The sequence below is a fragment of the Desulfurococcus sp. genome, from assembly GCA_026626905.1.
Taxonomy (GTDB): Archaea; Thermoproteota; Thermoprotei_A; order Sulfolobales; family Desulfurococcaceae; genus Desulfurococcus.
This window is the reverse complement of the sequence record JAPNUX010000008.1, coordinates 1-18,719: the sequence shown is the minus strand read 5'-3', so window position 1 is coordinate 18,719 and position 18,719 is coordinate 1. Positions and strand designations below refer to the sequence as shown.

Annotated in this window: 19 protein-coding genes, 1 tRNA gene and 1 other RNA gene; 8 read left to right on the top strand and 13 right to left on the bottom strand. The window is 47.2% G+C overall.

Annotated elements, in window-relative coordinates:
- Nucleotides 1-196: 196 nt before the first annotated feature.
- Together OWQ48_05955 and OWQ48_05950 are read right to left on the bottom strand one after the other, a co-directional pair.
- A complete protein-coding gene (locus OWQ48_05955) occupies nucleotides 197-418 on the bottom strand; it encodes a hypothetical protein (protein MCY0868751.1) in 222 nt (73 codons plus the stop codon).
- Complete coding sequence (locus OWQ48_05950; protein ID MCY0868750.1) at nucleotides 387-932, bottom strand: HIT domain-containing protein; 546 nt, start codon at nucleotides 930-932, stop codon at nucleotides 387-389. The genes OWQ48_05955 and OWQ48_05950 overlap by 32 nt, the downstream gene beginning before the upstream one ends.
- 137 nt (nucleotides 933-1,069) lie before the next feature.
- On the opposite strand from OWQ48_05950, the gene OWQ48_05945 reads away from it, so the two are divergent.
- Nucleotides 1,070-1,249, top strand: coding sequence for a preprotein translocase subunit Sec61beta (locus tag OWQ48_05945; GenBank protein ID MCY0868749.1), 180 nt, complete (start codon nucleotides 1,070-1,072; stop codon nucleotides 1,247-1,249).
- A 5-nt stretch (nucleotides 1,250-1,254) separates the two neighbouring features.
- On the opposite strand, the gene OWQ48_05940 is transcribed toward OWQ48_05945, so the two are convergent.
- The 4 genes from OWQ48_05940 to OWQ48_05925 are packed head-to-tail and all read right to left on the bottom strand — an operon-like array spanning nucleotide 1,255 to nucleotide 4,211.
- Complete coding sequence (locus OWQ48_05940) at nucleotides 1,255-2,121, bottom strand: 3-methyl-2-oxobutanoate dehydrogenase subunit beta (GenBank protein ID MCY0868748.1); 867 nt, start codon at nucleotides 2,119-2,121, stop codon at nucleotides 1,255-1,257.
- A gap of 41 nt (nucleotides 2,122-2,162) precedes the next feature.
- Entirely contained in the window at nucleotides 2,163-3,344 is a 1,182-nt protein-coding gene (locus tag OWQ48_05935) for a pyruvate ferredoxin oxidoreductase (GenBank protein MCY0868747.1), read from the bottom strand.
- Nucleotides 3,345-3,626, bottom strand: coding sequence for a 4Fe-4S binding protein (locus OWQ48_05930; GenBank protein MCY0868746.1), 282 nt, complete (start codon nucleotides 3,624-3,626; stop codon nucleotides 3,345-3,347). It lies immediately after the preceding gene.
- Nucleotides 3,627-3,629: 3 nt separating this feature from the next.
- A complete protein-coding gene (locus tag OWQ48_05925; protein ID MCY0868745.1) occupies nucleotides 3,630-4,211 on the bottom strand; it encodes a 2-oxoacid:acceptor oxidoreductase family protein in 582 nt (193 codons plus the stop codon).
- 184 nt (nucleotides 4,212-4,395) lie between these two features.
- On the opposite strand from OWQ48_05925, the gene OWQ48_05920 reads away from it, so the two are divergent.
- Nucleotides 4,396-5,151, top strand: a complete 756-nt coding sequence (locus OWQ48_05920) for a DNA polymerase sliding clamp (GenBank protein ID MCY0868744.1) — start codon at nucleotides 4,396-4,398, stop codon at nucleotides 5,149-5,151.
- Here the strand turns inward: OWQ48_05920 and OWQ48_05915 are convergent.
- Both OWQ48_05915 and mtnA read right to left on the bottom strand, forming a co-directional pair.
- The gene (locus tag OWQ48_05915) at nucleotides 5,148-5,411 is read right to left on the bottom strand and encodes a hypothetical protein (GenBank protein MCY0868743.1); all 264 of its coding nucleotides are present in this window, start codon (nucleotides 5,409-5,411) and stop codon (nucleotides 5,148-5,150) included. The two genes, OWQ48_05920 and OWQ48_05915, sit on opposite strands and share 4 nt — an antisense overlap.
- 70 nt (nucleotides 5,412-5,481) lie before the next feature.
- A complete protein-coding gene (gene mtnA, locus OWQ48_05910; GenBank protein MCY0868742.1) occupies nucleotides 5,482-6,552 on the bottom strand; it encodes an S-methyl-5-thioribose-1-phosphate isomerase in 1,071 nt (356 codons plus the stop codon).
- A 78-nt stretch (nucleotides 6,553-6,630) separates the two neighbouring features.
- Between mtnA and OWQ48_05905 the strand changes: the two genes are divergently transcribed.
- The 3 genes from OWQ48_05905 (at nucleotide 6,631) to rgy (ending at nucleotide 12,514) form a co-directional block, all read left to right on the top strand.
- Nucleotides 6,631-7,158, top strand: a complete 528-nt coding sequence (locus OWQ48_05905) for an endonuclease (GenBank protein MCY0868741.1) — start codon at nucleotides 6,631-6,633, stop codon at nucleotides 7,156-7,158.
- 2 nt (nucleotides 7,159-7,160) lie between these two features.
- On the top strand, nucleotides 7,161-8,477 hold the full coding sequence (hisS, locus tag OWQ48_05900; protein MCY0868740.1) for a histidine--tRNA ligase: 1,317 nt from the start codon (nucleotides 7,161-7,163) through the stop codon (nucleotides 8,475-8,477).
- A gap of 410 nt (nucleotides 8,478-8,887) precedes the next feature.
- Nucleotides 8,888-12,514, top strand: a complete 3,627-nt coding sequence (gene rgy, locus OWQ48_05895; GenBank protein ID MCY0868739.1) for a reverse gyrase — start codon at nucleotides 8,888-8,890, stop codon at nucleotides 12,512-12,514.
- On the opposite strand, the gene OWQ48_05890 is transcribed toward rgy, so the two are convergent.
- Nucleotides 12,498-12,761 carry a DNA-binding protein gene (locus OWQ48_05890; GenBank protein MCY0868738.1) on the bottom strand — a complete coding sequence of 88 codons (264 nt, stop codon included), beginning with the start codon at nucleotides 12,759-12,761 and terminating at the stop codon, nucleotides 12,498-12,500. The two genes, rgy and OWQ48_05890, sit on opposite strands and share 17 nt — an antisense overlap.
- Nucleotides 12,762-13,473: 712 nt before the next feature.
- On the opposite strand from OWQ48_05890, the gene rnpB reads away from it, so the two are divergent.
- Nucleotides 13,474-13,783: RNase P RNA component (gene rnpB, locus OWQ48_05885), an RNA gene on the top strand.
- Nucleotides 13,784-13,792: 9 nt separating this feature from the next.
- On the opposite strand, the gene OWQ48_05880 is transcribed toward rnpB, so the two are convergent.
- Nucleotides 13,793-14,326, bottom strand: a complete 534-nt coding sequence (locus OWQ48_05880; GenBank protein ID MCY0868737.1) for a DUF367 family protein — start codon at nucleotides 14,324-14,326, stop codon at nucleotides 13,793-13,795.
- A gap of 126 nt (nucleotides 14,327-14,452) precedes the next feature.
- Here OWQ48_05880 and OWQ48_05875 point away from each other — a divergent pair, with 126 nt between their 5' ends.
- A complete protein-coding gene (locus OWQ48_05875) occupies nucleotides 14,453-14,701 on the top strand; it encodes an Lrp/AsnC ligand binding domain-containing protein (protein ID MCY0868736.1) in 249 nt (82 codons plus the stop codon).
- Nucleotides 14,702-14,800: 99 nt separating this feature from the next.
- On the opposite strand, the gene OWQ48_05870 is transcribed toward OWQ48_05875, so the two are convergent.
- The 3 genes from OWQ48_05870 to OWQ48_05860 form a co-directional block, all read right to left on the bottom strand.
- Nucleotides 14,801-14,905: transfer RNA gene (locus OWQ48_05870), tRNA-Ala, on the bottom strand.
- Between the two features lie 55 nt (nucleotides 14,906-14,960).
- Complete coding sequence (locus OWQ48_05865; protein ID MCY0868735.1) at nucleotides 14,961-16,043, bottom strand: tyrosine--tRNA ligase; 1,083 nt, start codon at nucleotides 16,041-16,043, stop codon at nucleotides 14,961-14,963.
- 235 nt (nucleotides 16,044-16,278) lie between these two features.
- Complete coding sequence (locus OWQ48_05860) at nucleotides 16,279-16,965, bottom strand: metal-dependent hydrolase (GenBank protein ID MCY0868734.1); 687 nt, start codon at nucleotides 16,963-16,965, stop codon at nucleotides 16,279-16,281.
- Between the two features lie 159 nt (nucleotides 16,966-17,124).
- Between OWQ48_05860 and OWQ48_05855 the strand changes: the two genes are divergently transcribed.
- A partial coding sequence (locus OWQ48_05855) for a hypothetical protein (GenBank protein ID MCY0868733.1) occupies nucleotides 17,125-18,719 on the top strand: 1,595 nt, incomplete at its 3' end.

Here is an 18,719-nt window from a genome sequence, read left to right as displayed (position 1 = left end):
GTATTCCCCGTGATGAGGAAACTTGTCCCCCCGTGACCTGGTAGGGATGAAGAAATTACCGCGGTCCGAGCATGCTTTAAAATAGCTCATCCAGCTTACAGTACTACTAGGATGAGATAGCCCTCGATCACTGAGCTGTGATGAAGGCGGGTTTAACCGATGCTACTCGGCAGGCTTTAACGGGAGCTTTAAAATCCTAGCACTTTGCTTTCCCGCCGGTTTTCGCTCTAATCTTCTCTAATGCTTCACTTGTTAACTTAACGTTTCTAAGTATTTCGAGGGCTTTGCTTAAAGCCTCCTCTTCGCTGGAGGCTTCAACATTTACAGTTATATTCGTGCCTTTAACACATATCCTGTAGCGCTGCTCGTTTAGTAGCATGTATTTCTCAATTATCACTAGATCCCTTGTTGAAACCATCTTTACCACCGCTGGTAGACATAACGTTTACTACTGCATCCTTGAGTAGAGTGTAGGTTTCACGGAGACTTACTGGTAGTGTTTTAACACCTGATATAACTGACATGAAGTTCGTATCCCCTACCCATCTTGGAACAACGTGTATGTGAACGTGTCCTGGGACGCCGGCTCCAGCAGCTCTACCCACGTTAACCCCTATGTTGAATCCATCCGGGTTGAATGCTACTCTAATAGCCTTCATGGATAGCTTAACCAGCTGGAGCATCTCGAGGAGAACCTCGTCTGGTAGGTCTTCTAGGCTACCAGCATGCTCGTAGGGGGCGATCATCACGTGCCCCGAGTTGTAGGGGTAAGCATTTAACACTATATAGGAGTACCTGCCTCTGTAAACTACGTATGCTTCGTCATCACTCATGTCTTTTAGCCTGCAGAACAAGCATTCCTCTCTGCTGATGCTTTCATCCTTAAACCTCTTAATGTACTCGTATCTCCATGGGTTCCAGAGTACCTCCATTACCAGCTACCCGGCTCTATAGTTGACAACTTGATCCATGAGTGAACTCAACTTAATTAACCTTCCACTACGAGGCTTTTAATCCTGGATAACTATAACTAGACCTGGATTCCCATATTACAGTTGAGGGGGGATAGATGAGCAGAAAGGGTAAGCGCAGGAGAGAAACACCCGGGATGTTCTCTGCAGCAGGATTAATCAGGTATTACGAGGAGAGTGATGAGGGTATAAAGCTTAAGCCTTCTGTCTTCGTGGCGTTAATGATTGCATTCACTGTAGGCATAATAATTCTATCTAAGATTGCTCCTATAGCATAGTTGTGCTACATGTGTTTTCTAATCCACTCCCAGTTAGCTTCCACGTACCTCTTGATCTCTTCTACAACTTCACCTGACACTCCCTTGAATCTTCCTTGTAGTTTAAGGTATTCTTCAATTGGCTTCCTCTTAGATGGATCCATGAATGCCCTACTCGGGCTTGAAATCACCAGTCTACCATTATAGTACTCGTAGAGTACCCAGAGCCCTGTCTCAACTGCAAGCCTGGCTACTCTTACAGTATACCTTGGGTCGAATCTCCAGCCGATAGGACATGGAGCATGGATCTGAATGTACCTGAAGCCTTTTACTTCTCTAGCCTTCTGGAGCTTGCTGTAGAGGTCGTGGGGATATGCTATACTTGCTGTAGCCACGTAGGGTACGCCGTGAGCTATCATTATTTTCGCGACATCCTTCTTAGGCTCCAGCTTCCCCTTAATAGGCGTCGTAGTAGTCCAGGCTCCCATAGGAGTTGAAGAGCTCCTCTGGATGCCGGTATTCATGTATGCTTCATTATCGTACATTATGTATATTATGTTGCTGTTCCTCTCAGCTGCACCACTCAAGCTAGCCATTCCTATGTCAGCTGTACCACCGTCGCCTGCCCACGCTATAACCTGAATATCGCTTAAGCCACGTTTCTCGAGGGCTTCGGCAACGCCTGAAGCTACTGCTGCAGCTGAAGCGAAGGGGACGTGTATAATACTTGTTTTCAGCGAGTGGTACGGGTATGTTCCAACAACAACAGAAGAGCAGCTTGCCGGTATAACAAGCACCATTTTCTCGCCGAATACTGCTGAAAGAACCTTCCATGCTATTGGTATCGGGCATCCAGGGCATGCTGCATCCCCGGGTAATACTACATCCCTCATCTTGTAGGGTAATGGGGGTTTAGGCCTCACCGTCACACATATCACCTCCTTACTCTAACCCACTGGAAACTAGGCGGCTGCTCGCCTTTCTCAATAGTATCCACGAACTCCTTTGTAAGCTTGTAGAAGTCTTCTGCTGTAACGTTAACTCCTGCTATTCCCGCTACAATGTTAGATGTGTAGGGGAGGCTCCTCGTGTAAGCTGTGAGGCTGCCCACGAGATCCACGTATATCGGTCCATAGGAGCCGAAGCTAATTGACCTATCGTATACTATGATTCCCTTGACGCCTCCAGCCACTTCCCATATATCTTCAGCTGGGAACGGCCTGTAGAATCTCAAGCGTAGAACACCCACTGGGTATCCATCTCTCCTTAATGCATCCACTGCCTCCATGAGATCGCCGCTCCAAGCACCCATTGAGACAGCTATGTACTTAGCGTCACTACACTTAAAGCACTCAGTTAGACCAGTATAGTTTCTATTGAAGAGCTTACTGTACTCTCTGCTTACATCTCGAATAATCTTCTTTGATTTCTCCATAGCTTCCTGAATACCGTAGAATATATCCTCGGTATCCTCAGGCATTGTTAATCCCCCAACAGCTAGAGGGGTACTACCATCCACCACGTATCCCTGCCTGCGTGATCCAAGCCACTCGTCAACTAGCTTCTCATCGGGTATCTCGACAGGCATTGTTGTATGCCCTAGTATGAATCCTTCAAGACCGATCATAACTGGTAAGTATACTGAGGGGTGCTCGCTTATCTTGAATGCCTGGATAGTGAGGTCTAGAACCTCCTGGTTATCCATGGCGTAGCCCATTATCCACCCTGCATCACGCTGATCCATGAAGTCGCTGTGATCAGGCCATATATTCCACGGCGCATTTATGGTTCTTGAGACTATAGCCATAACCATTGGGATCCTCACCCTCGAAGCCCAGTGGACAACTTCATGCATATATAGTAGACCCTGGCTACTCGTCGCCGTGAAAACTCTTGCACCCGCTATAGCTGCTCCGAAACAGGCTGCTAGCGCCGAGTGCTCTGATTCAACTCTAATCATGGATGCCTTAAGCTCCCCGCTTTCAATGAACTCGGCAAGCTTCTCTACAATGCTAGTTTGAGGGGTTATAGGGTATGCTGCTATAACATCAGGCTTGGCTAGCTTGACAGCGTAGGCTACAGAGTAGTTGCCTGTGAGAGCTTTCCTCACACCCATTTAGATCCCCTCTTCAACCATGCTTATAGCGTTAACAGGGCATACATCAGCGCAGATACCACATCCCTTGCAGTAATCGTAGTTGATAGCGACACCAGAGTCTGGTTCAACTCTTATAGTGTTAACTGGACAGTAAATCTCGCATAGGAAGCACCTTGTGCACTTACCCTGGTCTACTACAGGCCTCTCAGTTCTCCACACACCGGTTTTACCGGCTACCCCGATGCTAGGTTTTGTTAACGGGAGGACACCGCTCTCAACGGGAGTGATCCTTACATTCAAGGCTTACACCTCCATTATGAGCCTGGTTTCACTGTAAGCACGTCTAGCTGCTTCAGCGTTGAGAATCCCGATCTTGCTGTTCTCGAAGTACTCGGCGATGGCCTTGCTAATAGTCTCCACGTCTACGAGCCCTGTCGCCCTGGCTAGTGCTCCAAGCATGCTAGTGTTAACCACGGGCCACCCGGCAATAACTAGCCCTAGCTCTCTTGCTATTCTAGTCGCGTTAACGCTGTATACTCTCGCACGGCCGCTAATATTGATTTTATCAATAGGTATACTGCTCTCATCAGTATTGACTATTACAGTCCCGTTACTCTTTAGAACCCCTGACTTCACAAACCCCAGGTCAAGTAGCCCGCGATCTAGTACTACTATGACATCAGCCTCTCTGAACATGCCGTGCCTGAGGATAGGCTTATCACTGATTCTAGCGAAGGCTGTAACAGGTGCCCCCCGCCTCTCAGCACCGAAGAACGGGAACCCCTGTCCATGCAGGCCACTCATCATAGCGGCCTCCACTAGTATGTTTGCAGCTGTGACAGCTCCCTGCCCACCTCTCCCGTAGAATAGAATTTCCACGAGCATTGCGTACCGCCTGCCAATAATACTAGTATGTATAGGTAGTTATTATATTTATTTGTTTAGTTTCCACGGTATTAGATACATAGGAGTTGAGGAGTAGAAGTATTCATTCACGTGGACTAAGCGGCATGCACTTATATAACTCCCGGTAGGCATGAAGTGACCCCAGGGTTAACGGGTGGAGTAGATGTTTAGGGCTGTATACTCGAATGCATCCCACCTGAAGTATATAGTGCAGGCTATAGCAAAGATTACTGATGAAGCACCTCTACACGCAACACCCTCCGCCCTGGAGGTTAGAGTCCTCAGCCCTGATAAATCTATGCTGACAGTGGTTGGTATTCCAGCCTCATCTTTCGAAGAGTACAGTTTAGATGGGGAAGAGCAGTTTACTGTGTCATCCATGAGCTTGAATAAAGTTATGAGGCGTGGAAGCCGCAACGACCTCGTAGTATTAGAGCTTGATAGATCCGCTAACGTATTGAACATAATGTTCAAGGATAGGAAGACTGGTGTAGAAAGAGCCTTCCAAGTGGAGCTACTACCAAGGATTCCAGAGCCTGTTCCAGACTTAAATCTAGAGCTGAGTGTAACCGTTAAAATGCTCGTCGACGACTATAAGAACATGGTGGGGGATCTAAAAGCAATTAGCGAGGAAGCGGAGTTCGCATACCAGGATAACAAGCTGATTGTAAGAGCAGTTGAGCAGCAGAGAGAGTACATCGGGGAGTACAGTGAGGGCTCTCCCCTCATCTACCTGTACTCGACTGCTAGTAAAGCTCGCGCAGTATACAGCGTCGACCTTCTCGCAGCAACAGTTAAGCCTGCAGCAGCCTCTAAGCACGTAACCATATCATTCGATAGTGATAAGCCGCTGAAAGTAGAATACGAGTTGGAGGGTGGCGGTAGAATAACATACTGGATTGTACCTAGGATTGGTTAAACCGTGCTCTTCTTCTGCTCCTCCTCTATTCTCTCAAGCAAGTCCAGCAGCTTCTTCCTCGACTGAGAGCTACTCTCAGATTCCTCGGAGTGTCTTCTCGCAGCAGGTATCCTAAAGCTCCACGCAGGCCTCGGGCACACGCTTCTCTTAGGGCATGAGAGGCAGCACTTAGCATCCACGCTCATATCCGGGAATAGAGTGCACTGGAGCACTGGTTCATAGGATCCACAGAAGCTGCATCTCTCCCAGTATATCGTCAAAATGTATCCCCCTATCTTCTAAACTCGCTGAGTTAAAATAAATAGTGTTGGCAGGTTAATTAGAGACTGCTTAACCGCCCAGTATCCTCCTAAGATTCTCGGGGAACGGGGGGTACACGACCCCCCTCTCTGTTATTATGGCTGACACGAGATCCGGGTCTGTTATATCGAACGCGTAGTTTAACGCGTTAACTTCTTCAATTGTTATAGGCCTACCCATCACGTATTTTACTTCTCTTGGATCTCTTTCCTCGATCACGATATCATCTACTGTGCTTGACAGGTCTATTGTGCTTGTTGGTGCTGCAACATAGAATGGGATACCATGCCTCTTAGCTGCAAGAGCTATCATGTAAGTACCGATCTTGTTGACAACGAAACCCTCTCTTGTCACTCTATCAGCGCCTACAATAACCACGTCTACAAGACCTTTTCTCATAATGTATCCAGCCATGTTATCAGTGATCAATGAGACTGGTATCCCCTCCTTTAGGAGCTCCCATACAGTTAGCCTAGCACCCTGCAGCATCGGCCTGGTTTCAGTTGCTATAACTTTTATCCTCTTACCTTTATACCAGGCTACCCGCATAACAGCTTCAGCAGTCCCGAAAGCAGAGGTTGCAAGGGCACCTGCATTACAATGTGTTAGTATTGTTGCTCCATCCTGGATTAACTCTGCTCCATACTCGCCTATCCTGATGTTAGCCTCTATATCCTCCTGCATTATTCTTAACGCTTCCTCAAGGATTCCATTTGCTATGGCTTCAGGCTGTAGACCCTGTGAGCTATGCTTCTCGAGGGCTCTTTCAACTCTAGCTAGAGCGTAGAAGAGGTTGAAGGCTGTTGGCCGTGTTCTCCTTAAGGTTTCCACAGCTCTTCTAACATTCTCTATGAAGGCTTGAAGAGGGAGGCTACTCACTCTGAGAGCGTAGGCTCCTACAGCTAAGGCGGCTGCAACTCCTATAGCGGGTGCCCCTCGTATCTCCATGTCTACTATGGCTTTGGCGATTCTCTCAGGGCTGCTACTACAGTTAACCTCCTCCTGGAATGGAAGCTTAAGAGTGTTCAGCCAGCATACTTCTCCTGACTCATCGTTAAACCATACTGCTCTCACTTTCAATGGATAGGGTGTACTATTCATGCATACCACCTAGATACTAATTAGGAGCCCTGTTGCGTTATAAGTAGTTAACTGGATACCGTTCAAAGGTGGAGTGCTTTGAGTAGAAGTGGAGCTCCAAGAGTAGTCTTCGATACAGCAACATGCAGGGGGGTTGTCGTAGATCAACCTAGTATTGAAGCCCTCGTCGAGAAGTGGTTTGGCAGGAGGAGCGAGGAGGGATTAATACTCGACCTCGTCGAAGTATCGTATTTAATCCTTGAGGGTAGAGCGGTGGTTGAAACTAGGAGGGGGGTAGTCTTAGAGAGCTTGGGGTCCCTGATGGAGGAGGCCCCCAGCTGCTTCAAGGATTTCTTCTGGCCGCAGCTCCTAGTCTACAAGGATTTAAGGGATAGAGGAAGAAGGGTGCAGATACTCGGGCAGGGTAGATTCCTTGTGAGAGATAAGCATGGTAGCCTAAGGATTGTCCGTGTGCTCGAGGAGAAGAGAGAGGTCAGCATACAAGAGTTAATGAAGGAGGTAGAGGATGCTAGAAGCAACAGCCTCAGCTTGGTTCTCGCTATAGTCAGCTTGCAGGGCGATGTAACGTACTATGAAGCCGGGAAGGTAAGCCTGGAGGCGGGTTAACCATGAGCTCAGAGGACATACTGAATCCTCCAAGAGGCATGAGGGATGTAACAGGTGTTGAAGCCGAGCTACAAGAGTACCTCTTCGAGCTGTTCAAGGAGACATCTAGAAAGCATGGTTTCAAGCCGATTATAACGCCTACAGTAGAGTACTTTAAGCTCTTCGAGGCTAAGAGCGGTGAGGAGATCAAGAAGTCAATGTATGTATTCCAGGATAAAGCCGGGAGAACCCTAGCGTTGAGACCCGAGGTGACAGCCAGCATCATCAGAGCTTATCTCAGAGGCATGCGGGGGCTCCCGAAGCCTATTAGACTATACTATGTAGCCCAATGCTTCAGGTACGAGGAACCCCAGAAAGCCAGGTACAGGGAGTTCTGGCAAGGGGGTTTAGAGGTGATAGGAGACCCTGATGTAAACGCCGATCTCTCAGCAGCTTTCACAGCCAGCAGCTTCCTAGAGAAGCTTGGGGTTAAACACTACTATGTCGTGGGTAATGTAGCCTTACACCGGGCTCTACTGAATGGAATAGGGTTAACCGTGGATGAACAGGACCAGGTACTCCACTTAATAGACAAGGATAGAGTCAGCGACGCTGTTAAACTAGTCTTAGAGAAAACCGGTAGAGAGGAGCATGCTGAAATACTATTAAAGCTCCTGGAGAGCAGCATGGATGACGCGTTAAACTTGTTAAAGGATGCAGGTATCCTAAGGGGGGAGGAGTACTCTAGCGTGGAGGCCAGTATGGAGGCTACGAGAGAGTTCATAGAGCAGTTGAAGGAGCTGGGCTTCCAGGCGATCTACGAGCCACGGCTTGTAAGAGGGCTAGCATACTACACTGGACTGATATTCGAGTACAAGGCTACTGGAGGCTTAGATGTAAGCATAGGGGGAGGTGGAAGATATGATGGGTTAACCAGGGTCTACGGCGGTGAGTACGAGTATTCAACAGGTCTAGCTCTAGGCTTAGATAGAGTGGCACTACTACTGGCCCCCGAGAATGTTCTACCAAGGAGGATTAGCGTGGTGATCGTAATGCTCGAGGATGTACCACTTAAAGCTGGATACAACCTCTTAAGGAAGCTAGCAGAGGAGGATTTAACTCTAATCCCCTACAGGACGCGCTCCATATCACGGGCTTTAAGCTATGCTAGCAGGCTGAACGCTGATATAGCAGTAGTTATAGGTAGAAGAGAGCTTGAATCTAAATCCCTGACAGTTAAGAATCTCCACACAGGAGAACAGGTCGCTATTGAATTAGACAGCGGGGACAAACTACTCGAGTGGATTAAGAAAACAAATAGGAGTAAACCTAGTACTTGATATCAAGGATTTTCAAAGCCTCATGGATAGACTAATCCCTGGGTTCTAGGGTAGATTAACCCTGCAACCAGAGCACTTTCATGGTTAGTTAAGGCAGTTCTCAACGCGTATGATACTCTTCTTCACATAAGGTAGAATCCGCTAGCCGCTAGTAGAGTGTGCGGGTATTCTCAACTCGCTAATCCAGGGGTAGGGGCTGCTCTCAAAATAATGCTTGGTTTCATGGATATCTTTCATTACAGCGCATGAGGTTTGCTGAGGTTCCTGGTGCAGGAGGCTGGGTCTGAGTAAGGATGGGATCACGATAAATGCTGCAGAGACATTATCAACTACGGTATTACTTCAACCATGTCTTTTAAACGTAAATTCATTACGCCATTGATTCAACAGGGATTTCAATGCTTAACTCTATGGATCCCTTGTACAAAGGTTTCTGCCCTCTTTGCGGCGGCGACGTTTACTCCAGTGAACTTGAAGCCTACGGCTCCTGCAGGAAGTGTAGTACTAGTAGTATTCTACCCGTCTATAAGAATGTGGTTGAAGAAGAGTTTCAGGAGTTCTCAGCTTTCTTCACTAAGGCTACCGGCGGGCTGGAACCCTGGGGTGCTCAGAGGGTATGGTTGAAAAGGCTTACTTCAGGGGAGAACACGGTTCTAATTGCTCCGACAGGCATGGGTAAGACGACTCTTATAACAGTCTACGCGCTGTACGCTGCTTTAAAGGGGAAACGGGTTCTCTACGTTGTACCCACTAGGACTCTCCTAAGGCAAGTGTATAGTAGGCTGCTCGACGCTTCCACTAGGGTAGGCTTTGATGAATCCATGATAATAGCGTATGACTCCTCGAGTAGCCGGGGAAGGAGAGAAGAGGTGCTTAAACGCACGTCTAGCGGCGACTACAGGATCCTCCTGGTAACTAATAGCTTTCTATCCAGGAGAGCTGGCTCCCTGATGGTTAAGCCTAGTGTAGTCATAGCTGACGACGTGGATAGCATTATGAGGAGTGGGAGGAGTATTGAGAGGCTCCTCTGGATTCTAGGATATAATGAAGAAGTTATAGGTTTAGCTAAAAGAAAGTTCAGTCTTCTCTGGAAGCTCATGGTTAGTAGTACCTTTAATAATAGTGATAAGCATGTTGAACTAGCTAGAGAGTATATTGAAGTCGACTCGGAGCTGGAGAGAAGACTTAGCGAGGCGTCTAGAAGCCAGTTTATTGCTGCATCTGCTACAGGCCGCATGAAGGGTTTAATGGGTAGAGTGCTAAGAGAACTGCTACGCATAGATGTATCCGGTGTAACAGTTTATGGTAGGGATGTAACAGACTCATACGCTCTAGTCGAGCCCGGCAGTCTTGCTGAAACCCTAGTAGGCTTAGTTAGAAGACTGGGAGCCGGGGGAATAATATACATTGCACCCAGGCATCCCTTCAAGAGTGAAATCCTCGAGGAGCTCAAGAGGGCACTCGAGCAGCTGACGGCTGCAGGCTTCAGGATAGGTGAGGCAACACCAGGCAATATACTACGGCTTACCAGAAGAGAACTCGATTTACTCGTGGGGTCAGCGAGCTACTACGGGTCGAGCGTGAGAGGTATTGATGCACCAGAGGCAATAAAATACGTGGTCTTCGCTGGTTCACCAGTATTTACTGTTAAACTCGACTCCCTACTAGCCAGCCCGAACATGACTATACGCATCTTACTCGAGCTATCAACTAGTGAAGGAGATAGCTGGGCTCGAAGTAAGGTTACTGAGCTGAGAAGACTAGTCTACACTCTTTCACCAGGCGAGCTTAGGCTTCTAAGACTAGCTCTCTCAGGTAGGATAGCTGAGGAGGCTTTAACAGTCAGTGAGAAGCTTGCCTCAAGATACCTTGAAGTCAAGAGAATTTACGAGGAAACATTGAGCAGGATTAAATCACTACTCGACGAGAAGAAGGTGTGGCGTGTTGGATCAATAACTCTTGTATCCACAGGGAGCGAGTACACTGCGCTAATACCTGATGTAATGACCTATATACAGGCTAGCGGCAGGACTAGCAGGCTTCACGGGACACGTATGACTCACGGCATATCCATTATACTAGAGTACAGGGATCTAGAGAACGTGGTGAAAGGCCTTGAAGCCAGGATGAAGTGGGTTAGTAGGGAGCTGGAGTTCAGGGATCTAGGAGAACTGGATCTAGAGGTTGAGGTGGAGAAGGCGAGGAAGACCCGGGAGGATACTAGGGGGGCAGAGGGCTTAAGGTACAAGGCAATCCTACTAGTGGTAGAGTCGCCTACAAAGGCTAAGACTATAGCGAGATTCTTTGGGAGACCGGTAGCCAGGCGGCTGGGGGATGTAGTCGTCTACGAGATACCAGCTAAGATTGGAGGGGAGATAGTTCACTTCAATATAATGTCGACCCGGGGACACATATTCGATTTAACGACAAGTAGTGAAGGAGTCTACGGAGTCTACATTAAGGCCGGCAGGGTTTCACCAGTCTACGAGACTATTAAAAAGTGCAGAGTCTGCGGCACTCAGTTTACGACAGGCGACTCTTGTCCTCGCTGCGGTAGCAGAGTCTTCAGTGATTCAAAGTCTATAGTAGCAGCTTTAAGAAAGATGGCTAGCGAAGTTGATGAAGTCTATATTGCAACAGACCCTGATGTTGAAGGAGAGAAGATAGCCTACGATGTATACTTGGCTGTGAAATACTATAATAAAAGTGTGTGGAGAATAGAGCTCCATGAGATAACAGTAGAAGAGCTGCTTAAAGCACTACAGAGGAGGAGGGCAGTTAACACCCGTCTAGTTGAAGCTGAAGTATACAGGCGGGTTCTCGACAGGCTAGTAGGCTTCAAGCTTAGCGATGAATTAAAGAGTGCGTATAAGCTGAGGAACATGGGGGCTGGACGTGTTCAAACACCGACTCTAGGCTTAATTATAGATAGGTTTAGAGAGCATGTTAAAAGACGAGGTAAGAGAGTAGTATTCAAGCTAGGGGAGCCATTAAACACATCCTACTCGATCCTCGTGGATAAGGGCAGCGAGCTACTATCCCGCTTTAAGGAGGCCAAGAGGCTGCGGCTCGTCAGGACTAGTGAGAGTGAGATCGTAGTATCACCGAAGCCGCCTTACACAACAGACGAGCTTCTAGCCGATGCCGCTAGACTCGGATTCCCAACTAGTCTAGCTATGAGGATCGCCCAGCAGCTCTTCGAAGCAGGCTTAATCACTTATCATAGAACTGATAGCCACTATGTTAGTAGCACTGGTATAGGAGTAGCCTTAAAGTACCTTGAGGATAAAGGGCTTAAGAAGCTGGCGAAGCCGAGCCACTGGGGCTCGCCGGGGACGCATGAAGCTATAAGACCCGTCTACCCGTATGATGCTGAAGGCCTGCTTAAAGCTGTAACCGAGGGAGTCCTCAACGTAGTAATACCCTTAACAGGATTACACTTAAAGCTCTACGACTTGATATTCAAGCGGTTTACTGGAAGCCAGATGAAGTCTTTTAATGCTGTTAAATCAACTTACTCCGTATACCTGGATGACGTGAAGCTCGGAGAGCTGGAGCTCATAGTAGATATCCTTGAACACGGATTCAACGTGTTAAGCGGTGTGAAAGTGGTTGAAGCTCTAAAAGGCGTTGACGCTCTCGAAGTAGATGTAGTTAGCGTTGAAGTCCACGACTCCAGTAGTATACCACTCTACAGTGAAGGCGAGCTAGTCTCAGTAATGAAGAATCTTGGGCTCGGCCGCCCCAGCACGTACTCGAAGATTATTGAAAGCTTGAAGAGGCATGGATACGTGGTCTCATCTAGGAGGAAGCTTAAGCTAGTACCGACTAAGAAGGGAATGGAAGCCTACAGCTATATAGCTAGCAGGTACCCGGATCTAGTATCTATTGAAGCGACGAGGAGACTCGAGGAATCCATCGACGCTATAGCAAGCGGGCTTGTAGACGCCTCAGTGCTCATCCACGAGCTTACTCTTAGGCTTGGCGTGCTAGATGTATTCACGCGGGGAGAGGTAGCTCTTAGTACTTCCTCTTAATCTCTATTAGAATGTAGGGTTTAAGTCTTCCTCTAACTCTTTCGCTCCCAATACTCACGTTAACCAGCTCTATGCTTTCACCTATCCTAGATACTAGTGCATTATAGAGGTCAACCGCCTTACTGATATAGGGTCCAACACCCTTCACTACAAGTCTATCATGCCCCTCCTGGAATAACAGGACAACCTCCATTATGTAGTCGCTGATACTCTTCCTACCAACACTCAGAGTCCTTGAAGCACTCATGCCTCCACCTCTAAGCACCAAGAATTCAACAAGAACAGTAGAATTTAAAGCTTACCTACACCCCAGGAGGAACGCTCAATCAACTGATGCATGAATAGTGAAAGCTCCACCTCCACTTGCAGAGGAGGGGTGGAACCAGTGGTGACTGATCAGGAATGCGACTGGAACCCTATGGATGATCAATCATAAACCTTTGGTTACAGGGTTCGGCGACGTCTGGAGCACCTTTGGTTTCTCATAGAACCCACTGATCTCCCACTAATGGAACCTTTGGTTCCACCCCTGGAATGCGGATGGAAACGAAACCTCAGGTTCCCTCCCCTTCATCGCAACTGGAGACAATACTATTGATTTTCAATGAGGGTTTCACTAGTTGGACAATTGTATATTTAGCGTTTGTATAATGATATATTTGTATAATGTATTGATCATGATGATCCTTCATGATCAATCAATTGATTTACAATTACTTATAAATTCATTAGTATTGAAAATGAGACTCAATCTAGGATATAGGTTCCAGATGCGGTGAGGGGGTGGGGGCTTTCCATGGAGGGTCAATGGAATCAGACACCATAGGAAACCAAAGGTTCCACCCCTGGAATGCCGATGGAGCTCCGATTTCCAGACGAACATGATCAAACTCACGGTTCTAAACCACAAGTTTTATCGGGTAGTCGATATATTAAGGTATAAACCAGTAGATAAGAGTGCGGCCGGGCGCCCCACTCACGCCCCGAGAGGGGTGAGGAAACTCCGCACACCCCGTGGCAGTGCGGCCCCGTAAGGGGCACGGGTAGTCCCCGTGGCTCCGGCACAGAAACGGTACGGCCATTACTGGATGGCTATGATGTGGCCAACCCTCGGCGACGAGGGTTAATCCACGGAGGACGGTAGTGGAGGCGTTGAAACGGCCGTCCCGCACGGTGCAAGGCCCTGGCCCGGTGTGAGGGCCACGCGACCGGTATGGGCCGCATAGACGAATGTGGGGTTGAACAGAATGCGGGTTACCGCCCGGCCGCGCTTTTCAGTTAGCAGGGGGATCCAGTCGGCCAGTACTCTAGTATTATTGATTCTAGTTCTCCAGGCGAGCCGGCTTTAGAGTATGCGTCAAGGAGTTCTTTATTAAGCTCATGGAATGTTTCCATCCACTTATACAATCCTAGAAGCTTCACGTAGTCCTCTGTGAACCCGGTTATATAGAGTGAGGCTGCTACTGCCTCTAGGCTTGAGAGAGTACAGGGTTTCCCGTAGTTCACTGGGTTGCCTGGTAGCAGTGGAGGCAGCTTTACATGCAGGCCTCTAAACCCCGTGAACTTTAAGGGGGTGAGAGTCCTCCAGCTAGCGTCAACTACAAGGATCCCATGCTCTAGCATAGTCTGCCGGTGCCATGAGCCAAGGTATATGCTTGAGAAAGGGTTGAGCACTAGTGTTTTCTCCTTGAATCTTCTAGGGTCTACGAGCTTAGCGTAGCCTCTCCTAGCCATTCTTAAAGCAGTATTTTTAAGAGGATCGTCTTCACGGTATGAAGCAATGTATACTCTCACTGTAATCCTAGTAGACATCCCTGTAATGCTCCCCCGTGGACTTGCTGCGGGATTAGATCCCTGTTTACCCTAGTAGTATACATGTGTTCACGTTTAGTTTATATTTTCAGGTTGCGAAAATATTAATAGTGGAGTGGGATCCAGATGGCTAAGTCGCTGGCTATAATACTAATACAGACGGAGATCGGCGCAGAAGTCAAAGTCTTAGAGGAACTCTTTAAGATACCGGAGGTTAAGGAGGCCCATATAGTATACGGCACCTACGACATAGTTTTAAAGATTGAAGCCGAGTCGCTTGAGAAGATAAGAGAAATAGTCACCAACAGGATTAGGAAGCTCCCTGACATAAGAACCACGGTTAGCATGATAGTTGTTGAGAGCAGAGCTAAATAGCAGAACTCCTAACCCCATACTTTTTCCCCTTAAATCTACTCTTCTCTTCTCATAAAGAGATCCCGCTTCAAGCTACATGCTAATCCATGTTTAAAGGAGTGGACCGGCCGGGACTTGAACCCGGGTCCTCCGCCTTTCTTCGACCTCGGTTCTCTTTCGAAGGCCATGCAAGGGCGGCGCTCTTCCAGGCTGAGCTACCGGCCCACCACTATTCAAGTGAATATTTCTACGGATTTTAAAGATTCTCAGCGGGGTTTAGTCATCTTGTCACTCTGGCTTTTGAAAGCTCCTCTAGGAGGCTTCGCGCCTCTGGATCGCTTGTAAGCTTTCTTCTAATAGGGTCTAATAGCTTGTTTAAGGCGTTTGCTGTAGCCTTCTTTAAGTCTAAGGGGTGTATCTCTCCATTCAAGTACATCCTCTCGAGGTCATCATATCTTTCAATGATTATTGTTCCCCCGTGCTTCTCTGGTCTCTCAACCACTAGAGTGAATTTATCCTGCTGGAAGAGAAGATACTTGTTTATCTCTACTACCGGATTGAACTCCACTGTCCTCGGCGGGCAGTATGCTTTAAGGATCTTGGCTTCAACTACCTCTGGATCCTCGTGTACGAAGATGGCGGTCTCGGGTTTACTCTTACTCATTTTAGTATCGGCTGCTATTTCATCGTGCTCACCTCCTACTTTTCCCGCTGGTCCTTGAAGCCCTGTTATAATTGGAGTGTGTACTGCTACAGGTTTCTTGAAGCCCAGCTTTTCTGCTACATCTCTAGCCAGCATGTGAGCTTTCCTTTGATCTAATCCCCCTAAGGCGACATCAAGATCCAGGTAGAATATATCTGTGACCTGCATCAACGGGTATATTAGTTTAGAGAAATCGGCTTCACTCTCATCCATCTTACGCCCCATTATCGTGACAGCTCTTCTAACTCTAGCTAAGCTGACGTTTTTAGCTACCTTTAGGAGAATCCCCCAGTACTCTGTATCGCTGACTAGCTCCTCGGCGTCAACATACTTTATGCTTGACTCGGGTACACCTAAGGCTTCAAGAACTTTTCTCGTGTACCTAGCTGCCTTACGAATGAGCTCCATGTTTCCGCCGAGCTTATCATTTATGAAGGCGTGCCAGGTGGCCTCGAGCACGTAGAAGTCTAATCCTGCTTTCACTAGATCTCTAACCTTGAACATCCAGACAAGCCATCCCACGTGAACTAGGCCGCTCGGCTCGAAGCCGAGGTAGCCTCGGGGGCGTGGATTCTCCTCCAGGATTCTCTTAAGTTCATCTCTAGTCACAACTTCAACAGTATTGCGGGCTGCTAAGTGAAGTCTCTCCTCGAGGCTCATTCAACCACCACATCCCCTAGGCAGACTTAATAGTTATAGAGAAGGAGAATTGAATAATTAAAATTTGAGTTGAGGTGTCCCCCACCCCTGACACTCGTGGTCATCGAAGCCGTCACGGCTTACTCCCGCGAGCTCCTAAAGGTGGGGGCGGGGCTATTCTATAGAATTGTTTAATCAGCCTTTTAACCTCCCTTCTCCGAGGCCCTCATAGAGCAGGGGTGTCCACGTTAGACTACTAGGGGTACGTGAATTCCTCCCCGGGTTTTAAGACTACTACTCTGCTACGAGTCTTCTCTTCTACTAGCCTCTTGAATTCTAATGGATCGGCTTTTATCACGGGGAATGTATTATAGTGCATGGGTATAACTATCTCAGGTTTCAGTAGCTCTACTGCTTTAACAGCCTCTCGGATACCCATGGTGTAGTGTCCGCCTATTGGTAGCAATGCTACTCTAGGCTTGTATAGCTCTCCAATTAATGCCATATCGCTGAAGACCCCTGTATCACCTGCATGATACACTGAGAGGTCTTTGCCGCGTACAACAACGCCTACAGGGGTTCCCCGGCTACTACTGTGTACAGCACTAGTTAAGATGACTTCTAGATCCTGGATGTTTAAGGGTCCTCCAATGTTTCCATCAATAGTTTTAACGCCTTTCTCGGCTATGTTTACTGCTACCTCGTAAACTCCTATTACAGTAGCCCCGGTTATTCTTGCCAGCTCTACTGTGTTACCCAAGTGGTCCCCGTGGTCGTGTGTGACGATAATGTAGTCAAGCCTTCTCCTCCTGTAGTCTTCGAGTCTAATAGGGCTTAGAGGGTTATTCACCCATGGGTCTATAGCAATGTTTTTAACTACTCCATCCAGCCCCATCAAAGATACCTCGAAGAAGCTGTGCCCGAGATACCTTATAACACCCATCTCCTCCACCAGCCACTAATCTAAATTCCAGCACAACTCCTAAAATACTCTTCTTAATTCTGCTTGCTTCAACAACTCCTTAAACCTCAAGCTACTCTTCGTGTTCTTGAATCGAAAAGTTTATTTTTTTGGTTGGTTGTTTGTGTTTGGTGGCAGAGGGTGGGTCCTCGCAGGCTTCTAGCACTAGTAGTAATAGTACTTCTAGCTTTAAGTATACTATCAGTGTATACTGTTCTAGGAGGACTGTTAAGTAAGCCCGGCTTATACCTAGAGTTCAAGCTATACAATTATAATACATCTAATAGGATTATCGAGGAGACAGGGCTATTAAGCAGGCCCGATATCATCTTATTCCTCGAGGCTACAGCAATAGCACCACCAACACACAAGGAGGATCTAGTAGTAGTTCATAGAGCATTGTATAGAGGCTCTAACACTATATTCATCCCGTTAAGCAAGCTCTACGATATAGCTAGAGGCTGGCTTGAAGTCTACAAGTCTAGGGGAGGCGATCCAGAGAAAACTTATAGCGGGCTAATACTAAGAGTATTCATTCATGATGCTAGAACAAGTAAAATATTATACGAACTCTACGATTCAATATCATACAAGCCTGTAGACATTATTAGAGGCAAGTCTCTAAGCTACATAATACACTTAGCTAGAAGTACACCTAAAGCACTCAAAGTAGATGTATTCTATGCAAACCCACTCACACCGAGAAAACTAGCTGTAGAAGCAGGCTTTAAGGATGTAAGTCCTATGGAGCCTATCTGCTGGCCTGACTACTATGTTAGAGAACTAGTTGTAGAGGTTAAACCTGAAGACTTAAAAGGAATACTACCCGAAGAATACTTTACGAGTATTAATGGTAAGCTATACGTGAAGACACCAGTACTAATAGCATGGAATAAATACGATTACAGCGGGTCTGTTGGAGTCTCAATAAACATCGGGAGGAAGAATGCTAAAGCAGGAGTATACCCGACACTCACATCAGGTAGCATACTATCCAATCTATCAAATGGAATACTACCAGACGTCCCGTTATGGAAGGGTTCAGGCTTCACGTGGGGTGGTGAAAACTACTACTACGGCATGAGCTACTTACTACGTCCTAACACGCAGTGGTGGGCTTGGATATGGGCTAGACCAGTATTCAGAATATACAAGGTTTACAAGTGTGGTATTTACGTAGGTGATGATGTTGAAAACCTTATCACAGATATACTAACTAGTGGTAGTACTATTCAAGGAGGATACGACTATGGGCTGCCTCATGAAGCCTTAATGAATGACTTCTATAAGGGGACTAATCTCACCTTACTCAGTATTCCTGAAACAGCTCTAGGTGACGGTAAACTAGATCCAGGTGAATCCATTACTTTAGATCAAATATTCCAGTACTATGATAAGTGTAATGCAGATTTCGAGCTTCCTATACCTGCTGGAGCTATCTTAGCACGAGCTATTCTAGCGAAGTTGCATCCAGCTGGTATAGTAGCTGAGGTAATTATAGCTTTTGTATCAGCATTCCAGATATCACTATCTCATGAAGGAGCATCAATCTACATTGCTGGAAATATAGTGAATCACGGAGACTACCCAGGTATCCCTGGAGACTATAATGTCCCTGAGTACGTTTACGTTAGGACTAGCCGCTACAAGTACCACTATGATATCCCGCCTCCATGGTGGTGCTTCTGGTGCCCGCTGACACCCTGCGACTTCAACGTACCCGCAGGAATATACTT

Coding starts and splice junctions, on each gene's coding strand:
- OWQ48_05955 (MCY0868751.1), bottom strand. CDS start 418: ATGGTTTCAACAAGGGATCTAGTGATAATTGAGAAATACATGCTACTA.
- OWQ48_05950 (MCY0868750.1), bottom strand. CDS start 932: ATGGAGGTACTCTGGAACCCATGGAGATACGAGTACATTAAGAGGTTT.
- OWQ48_05945 (MCY0868749.1), top strand. CDS start 1,070: ATGAGCAGAAAGGGTAAGCGCAGGAGAGAAACACCCGGGATGTTCTCT.
- OWQ48_05940 (MCY0868748.1), bottom strand. CDS start 2,121: ATGAGGGATGTAGTATTACCCGGGGATGCAGCATGCCCTGGATGCCCG.
- OWQ48_05935 (MCY0868747.1), bottom strand. CDS start 3,344: ATGGGTGTGAGGAAAGCTCTCACAGGCAACTACTCTGTAGCCTACGCT.
- OWQ48_05925 (MCY0868745.1), bottom strand. CDS start 4,211: ATGCTCGTGGAAATTCTATTCTACGGGAGAGGTGGGCAGGGAGCTGTC.
- OWQ48_05920 (MCY0868744.1), top strand. CDS start 4,396: ATGTTTAGGGCTGTATACTCGAATGCATCCCACCTGAAGTATATAGTG.
- mtnA (MCY0868742.1), bottom strand. CDS start 6,552: ATGAATAGTACACCCTATCCATTGAAAGTGAGAGCAGTATGGTTTAAC.
- hisS (MCY0868740.1), top strand. CDS start 7,161: ATGAGCTCAGAGGACATACTGAATCCTCCAAGAGGCATGAGGGATGTA.
- rgy (MCY0868739.1), top strand. CDS start 8,888: ATGGATCCCTTGTACAAAGGTTTCTGCCCTCTTTGCGGCGGCGACGTT.
- OWQ48_05890 (MCY0868738.1), bottom strand. CDS start 12,761: ATGAGTGCTTCAAGGACTCTGAGTGTTGGTAGGAAGAGTATCAGCGAC.
- OWQ48_05880 (MCY0868737.1), bottom strand. CDS start 14,326: ATGTCTACTAGGATTACAGTGAGAGTATACATTGCTTCATACCGTGAA.
- OWQ48_05875 (MCY0868736.1), top strand. CDS start 14,453: ATGGCTAAGTCGCTGGCTATAATACTAATACAGACGGAGATCGGCGCA.
- OWQ48_05865 (MCY0868735.1), bottom strand. CDS start 16,043: ATGAGCCTCGAGGAGAGACTTCACTTAGCAGCCCGCAATACTGTTGAA.
- OWQ48_05860 (MCY0868734.1), bottom strand. CDS start 16,965: ATGGGTGTTATAAGGTATCTCGGGCACAGCTTCTTCGAGGTATCTTTG.